Annotated in this window: 1 tRNA gene and 3 rRNA genes; all 4 read right to left on the reverse strand. The window is 57.0% G+C overall.

Annotation, left to right across the window (positions count from 1 at the left end):
- Window positions 1-45: 45 nt before the first annotated feature.
- Window positions 46-167, reverse strand: a 5S ribosomal RNA gene (gene rrf, locus N0B15_RS15550).
- A 139-nt stretch (window positions 168-306) separates the two neighbouring features.
- Window positions 307-3,225: ribosomal RNA gene (locus tag N0B15_RS15555) — 23S ribosomal RNA — on the reverse strand.
- Window positions 3,226-3,425: 200 nt separating this feature from the next.
- Window positions 3,426-3,497, reverse strand: a tRNA-Ala gene (locus tag N0B15_RS15560).
- 129 nt (window positions 3,498-3,626) lie between these two features.
- Window positions 3,627-5,101, reverse strand: a 16S ribosomal RNA gene (locus tag N0B15_RS15565).
- The 16S, 23S and 5S rRNA genes sit together here with 1 tRNA gene alongside, the layout of an rRNA operon.
- Window positions 5,102-5,237: the final 136 nt, after the last annotated feature.

Below are 5,237 nucleotides of genomic sequence, written 5' to 3' on the forward strand. Positions count from 1 at the left end.
ACACCCACCGCGGGCGCTCTCCGGTACGTGATAAACGAATATGAGTGGAGGCGGCGAGATACCGTTCCCAGAGGGTCGCCCACTCCAGTACTTGCCATCACGCTGGCAGGCTTATCTTCCGTGTTCGGGATGGGTACGGGAGTCGCCCTGCCGCTGTGGCCGCCTTAATGCCGATCGACGGAATCGAACCGTCCGTCCCGTTAGGGACACCACTATCGGTCTCCGATGCGGTCGTCTTCACCGCGTGTACGTGTAGTCCAGTTTACGCCTGGACCCGTCCGACGGGTCCGTACGATCCATGCGTATGAATGGTGGCTCGACCTGTTAGTGCTCGCGGGCTCAACGCCTCGTTGCCTCGGCGCGTACACCCCGAGTCTATCTAACTCGTCTTCTACGAGTGGTCTCAGGTGGTATCTCTTTTCCAAGTGGGTTTCGAGCTTAGATGCGTTCAGCTCTTACCCCGTGGTGCGTAGCTGCCCGGCACGTGCTCTTTCGAACAACCGGTACACCAGTGGCACCCATTCGTAGTTCCTCTCGTACTATACGAACGTTCTCGTCAGATACCTCAAACACCCCCAATAGATAGCAGCCGACCTGTCTCACGACGGTCTAAACCCAGCTCACGACCTCCTTTAATAGGCGAACAACCTCACCCTTGCCCGATGCTGCCCGGGCAGGATGGAGGGAACCGACATCGAGGTAGCAAGCCACCCGGTCGATATGTGCTCTTGCGGGTGACGACTCTGTTATCCCTAAGGTAGCTTTTCTGTCAGCAATTGGCCGCATCAAGCAGCCTAATTGGTTCGCTAGACCACGCTCTCGCGTCAGCGACGGTTGTTGTGCCCGTCACTGTCAGGCTTCCGTATGCTCTTGCGCTCTTCCTCGGGTCTCCGACCCGAGTGAGGAAACCTTGGGGCGCGCTCGATATCTTTTCAAGCGCGTACCGCCCCAGTCAAACTGCCCGGCTACCGGTGTCCTCCTCCCGGAGTGAGAGTCACAGTCACTATCGGGTAGTATTTCAATGTTGCCTCGGTGGCCCGCTAGCGCGGGTACCTGTGTAACGGCTCCTACCTATGCTGCACAATAGCGACCATGTCTCAGCGACAGCCTGCAGTAAAGCTCTATAGGGTCTTCGCTTCCCCTTGGGGGTCTCCAGACTCCGCACTGGAATGTACAGTTCACCGGGCCCAACGTTGGGACAGTGGCGCTCTCGTTGATCCATTCATGCAAGCCGCTACTTAAGCGGCAAGGTACTACGCTACCTTAAGAGGGTCATAGTTACCCCCGCCGTTAACGGGTCCTTCTTCTCATTGTACTGAGCGTTCAGATACCCGCACTGGGCAGGATTCAGTGACCGTACTAGTCCTTTCGGATTTGCGGTCACCTGTGTTGTTACTAGACAGTCGGAGCGCCCGAGTCACTGCGACCTGCCTCTTTCCGAGGCAGGCATCCCTTATTGCGAACGTACGGGACTAACTTGCCGAATTCCCTAACGTCGGTTTATCCCGACAGACCTTGGCTTTCGCTGCCATGAGTACCTGTGTCGGATCTCGGTACGGACAGTGTGCTCGTCTTTTCACGGGCTCTGGGTTGACCCACCTTGCGCTATCCCACCATTCACTCGCTTCCTGCCATTACGGCTTCCACGAATTTCGATGGTTCGACCGGGCGAAGGCCCGGCGTGGACGACCCCAAAGCGTCGACTTTTACTGCACACTGGCACAGGAATATTAACCTGTTTCCCTTTCGACTTACTCGAACTGCGGTAAGACTTAGGACCGGCTAACCCTCAGCTGATTAGCATTGCTGAGGAACCCTTACTCGTTCGGCCGTCGGGGTTCTCACCCGACTCACGCTGCTACTATGACCAGAATTTTCGTTACTGCACGGTCCACACGACCTCTCGGCCGTGCTTCCGCCCGAACAGTACGCCAACCTACGGAATCACTCGGTCAAGAGTGCCGCTAGGTCTCGGTGGTAGACTTGAGCCCCGATCATTTTCAGCGCCTCAAACCTCGGCCGGTAAGCTATTACGCTTTTCTTAGAGGGTAGCTGCTTCTAAGCTCACCTCCCGGCTGTCTAGGGCTTAAGACCACTTTCGATCGCACTTAGTCCACACTTGGGGACCTTAACCCAGCTCTGGGTTGTCTCCCTCACGGTACACAGGCTTACCCCGCGCACCGGACTCCCCGCGTCGACGGCGTTCGTAGGTTCGGAGTTGGACAGAGAGGCGAACTCCTCTCGGAGTCCGGTCTCTCAATCCGTCGCTCTACCCCACGAACTACCTCAGCGGAGGTCATGCTTCGACATGTTTCGGTTGGAACCAGCTGTTTCCGAACTCGATGGGCCTTTCACCCCTAGACGCAAGTCACGAGAGGGTATTGTAGGACACCAACTCTAACAGGCCTCCACGTGGCTTTCGCCACGCTTCACCTTGCTCACGCCTAGATCGTCCGGTTTCGGGTCGTGCCCGCTTGACTCCCCGCGCTTGAACACGGTGGCCCTCACACATAGTGCTGCGGCCGTATCGGTTTCCCTACGCCTTCCCCGATGATCGGGTTAGACTCGTCAAACAGGCACACTCTCTGGTTCGTTTTTCAAAACGTACGACAAGACACCGGCTTCTACAGATTCCTACTACAGACTCGCGTCTGCCTCGTTTCTCTGTAGACCTTTCGTGCCCTGTCGCTCTATCGCCAACTGATTTCACGCCCTATTGCACCTCCCTTTTCGGGGTGCTTTTCAGCGTTCGCTCACGCTACTTGTTCGCTATCGGTCTCAAGGAGTGTTTAGTCTTCGCGGTAGATGCCCGCGATATTCACGAGGGATATCCAACCCCCGCTACTCTGGAGCTGACGCACAGTATACTCGACGACGGTACGGGACTATCACCCTGTCTCGTGCTCCGTTCCAGGAGACTTCTCGTCGTCTTTCTACCGCTGAAAGTCAGTCCGAACACCACATTGCCCGAAGGCTTCGGTTTGGACTGTATCGTGTTCACTCGCCGTTACTAACGACATCGCGTTTGCTTTCTCTTCCTGTCGATACTAAGATGTTTCAATTCTCGACGTTCCCCATTGCGCAAAGCAATTGCAAGAGGATTCCTATTCGGAAATCCTGTGTTCTTCCCCTCCATGCGGGTCCCACAGGCTTATCGCAGCTTGGCACGTCCTTCTTCAGCTCTTGAGCCGAGCGATCCACCAGCTGGCACAGTAGCCACGTTCTTACGGATCGGTGTGACCCGGGAACGGGTCCAGTGGACGCCTGGACTACACGTACACACGGTCTCATCTGCACGCCAGTAGACTGCTGGCATGCATCGACCCTTCCCACTCACACTTGCGCGGAGTGGTGCATCGGTTCTTCGGATCTGATCAAAACCACTACCCACACTTAAGGGGAGCGATTCGATCGTCGCCGAGTCATGGACCCACAGGGATTCGAACCCTGGGCATCCTCCTTGCAAAGGAGGCACTCTACCACTGAGCTATGGGCCCACCCACGCCGACAGTCGGCTGACGACGTGGAGTCATCGAGCCTCGATAGTTCTAAGGTGCTCGCTCGGCCGAAACCGTCGGCGCGCGAACTGACCTGGTGGGCCAGGCATACAGCCTGGTCCCGATCTGTGGAGGTGATCCAGCCGCAGATTCCCCTACGGCTACCTTGTTACGACTTAAGCCCCCTTGCGAAGCCCAGATTCGACTGCCGTTGCGGCAGCCTCATCCGGACCTCACTCGGGTGCTTTGACGGGCGGTGTGTGCAAGGAGCAGGGACGTATTCACCGCGCCCTTCTGAGGCGCGATTACTACCGAATCCAGCTTCATGAGGGTGAGTTTCAACCCTCAATCCGAACTACGATCGAGTTTCGGAGATTAGCGTTCCCTCTCGGGATAGCATCCCATTGTCTCGACCATTGTAGCCCGCGTGTAGCCCAGCACATTCGGGGCATACTGACCTACCGTTGCCCGTTCCTTCCTCCAGTTTGGCACTGGCAGTCTCCCTAATGTACCCAACCACCACAGGGGTGTTGCTGGCAATTAAGGATGCGGGTCTCGCTCGTTGCCTGACTTAACAGGACGCCTCACGGTACGAGCTGACGGCGGCCATGCACCTCCTCTCAGTAGCTCCACTAAGCTCGTCACACTGAGCTTCACTGCATACTGTCGGTGCTGGTGAGATGTCCGGCGTTGAGTCCAATTAAACCGCAGGCTCCTCCGGTTGTAGTGCTCCCCCGCCAATTCCTTTAAGTTTCATCCTTGCGGACGTACTTCCCAGGCGGTCTGCTTCACGGCTTCCCTACGGCACACCACAGGCTCGTAGCCTGTGACACACCTAGCAGACATCGTTTACGGCTAGGACTACCCGGGTATCTAATCCGGTTCGTGACCCTAGCTTTCGTCCCTCACTGTCGGATCCGTCCTTCCAGAGCGCTTTCGCCACCGGTGGTCCGTCCAGGATTACAGGATTTCACTCCTACCCCAGACGTACCCTCTGGATCTTCCGGTCCCAAGCCACACAGTTTCCGCCGGACGCCTGCTCGTTAGGCGAGCAGATTTCCCGACGGACTTGTGTGGCCAGCTACGGACGCTTTAGGCCCAATAATAGCGGTCATCACTCGGGCTGCCGGTATTACCGCGGCGGCTGGCACCGGTCTTGCCCAGCCCTTATTCTACTACCTCCTTACGGTAGTTAAAAGCGAGGACTATACGCCCTCGCACTTGGAGTCCCCTTATCGCGCTGTCGCGCAGTGTAAAGGTTTCGCGCCTGCTGCGCCCCGTAGGGCCCGGAATCTTGTCTCAGATTCCGTCTCCAGGCTCTTGCTCTCACAACCTGTACCGATTATCGGCACGGTGGGCCGTTACCCCACCGTCTACCTAATCGGCCGCAGCCACATCCTGTGGCGCCGGAGCATTTCTGACTCGAGCCAGTTCCAGGCACCGAGTCGTATGCGCCATTAGTCTCAGTTTCCCGAGGGTAGTGCGCTCCACAGGGTAGTTTGGCCACGTGTTACTGAGCTATTCGCCACGGGTCTGAACCCGTACGACTAGCATGGCTAAATCGAACTCCAATAGCAATGACCTCCGGCAGGATCAACCGGAATGCTATTCCCCGACATAGTCGGGGAGGTCTGGCGGAGTATGTATCGTCTACACACTCACACGTAACGTGGTCAATTCGGCGACTCCGATCGATTCGACCGATCGAGCGTCACCGAACTATCGAGGCTCACATCAGAT

Source organism: Natronobiforma cellulositropha (assembly GCF_025629245.1).
GTDB classification, from domain to species: domain Archaea; phylum Halobacteriota; class Halobacteria; order Halobacteriales; family Natrialbaceae; genus Natronobiforma; species Natronobiforma cellulositropha.